Source organism: Streptococcus sp. GMD4S (genome assembly GCF_000296955.1).
In genome coordinates, this window is sequence record NZ_AJRE01000198.1 from 1 (window position 1) to 1,695 (window position 1,695).

At 45.8% G+C, this 1,695-nt stretch carries 1 protein-coding gene; it reads left to right on the forward strand.

The window, feature by feature from the left end; all coding sequences use genetic code 11:
- The coding region (locus GMD4S_RS08590) for a family 20 glycosylhydrolase (RefSeq protein WP_000326465.1) at nucleotides 1-1,695 on the forward strand (1,695 nt) is incomplete at both ends.

A 1,695-nucleotide genomic window follows, 5' to 3' on the forward strand; every position in this document is an offset into this window, starting at 1 on the left:
CTTGGGCGGATACCCCATCTGCACGCTATTCACCATCACGCCTCTTCAAACTCATGCGTAGCTTCGCAAATGCCAATGCTGAATACTTCGCAGCTGATTATGAGTCTGCTGAGCAAGCTCTGAAAGAAGTACCAACAGACCTTAATCGCTATACTGCAGAAAGTGTCGCAGCTGTAAAAGAAGCTGAAAAAGCCATTCGCTCACTTGATAGCAACCTCAGCCGTGCCCAACAAGACACCATTGACCAAGCAATCGCGAAACTCCAAGAAGCTGTCAGCAATTTGACCTTCACACCAGAAGCTCAAAAAGAAGAAGACGCGAAACGCGAAGTTGAAAAACTTGCCAAGAACAAGGTAATCTCTATCGATGCTGGGCGTAAGTACTTCACGCTCGATCAACTCAAACGCATCGTAGACAAGGCGAGCGAACTCGGCTACTCTGATGTGCATCTTCTCCTAGGAAATGATGGACTTCGCTTCCTACTTGATGATATGACTATCGCTGCTAACGGAAAAACTTATGCAAGTGACGACGTCAAAAAGGCCATCATCGAAGGAACAAAAGCTTACTACGATGATCCAAACGGAACCACTCTTAGTCAAGCTGAAATCACTGAATTGATCGAGTACGCAAAATCAAAAGGCCTCGGACTCATCCCAGCGATCAACAGCCCAGGTCACATGGATGCCATGCTCGTCGCTATGGAAAAACTTGGAATCAAGAATCCTCAAGCCAACTTTGACAAGGTATCCAAAACAACCATGGACCTTGAAAACGAAGAGGCGATTAACTTTGTCAAAGCCCTCATCGGCAAGTACATGGACTTCTTTGCAGGCAAAACTAAGATCTTCAACTACGGTACAGACGAATATGCCAATGATGCTACCAACGCGCAAGGCTGGTACTACCTCAAATGGTATGGACTCTATGGCAAGTTTGCTGAGTACTCTAACACTCTTGCTGCTATGGCCAAAGAAAGAGGCCTTCAACCAATGGCCTTCAACGATGGTTTCTACTACGAGGACAAGGATGATGTTGAGTTTGACAAGGATGTCATCATCTCTTACTGGTCTAAGGGATGGTGGGGTTACAACCTTGCATCTCCTCAGTACCTGGCAAGCAAAGGCTACAAATTCCTTAACACCAACGGAGACTGGTACTACATTCTCGGCCAGAAACCTGAAGATGGTGGTGGTTTCCTCAAAAAAGCAATTGAAAATACTAAAAAAACACCATTTAACCAGCTTGCATCTACCAAATATCCTGAGGTAGACCTTCCAACCGTCGGAAGCATGCTTGCTATCTGGGCAGACAGACCAAGTGCTGAGTACAAGGAAGAAGAAATCTTTGAACTCATGACTGCCTTTGCAGACAATAATAAAGACTACTTCCGCGCTAACTACAATGCCCTCCGTGAGGAACTTGCTCAAATCCCTGCAAACTTGGATGGATACAGCAAGGAAAGCTTGGAGGCCCTAAATGCAACGAAAGAAGCTCTCAACTACAACCTCAACCGTAACAAACAAGCCGAGTTAGACGCTCTCGTAGCCAAACTCAAGGCAGCCCACCTAGGCCTCAAACCAGCAGCAACCCACTCAGGAAGCCTTGATGAAAATGAACTAGCTGCCAATGTTGAAACCAAACCGGAACTCATCACAAGAGCAGAAAAGATTCCATTTGAAGTTATCAAGAAGG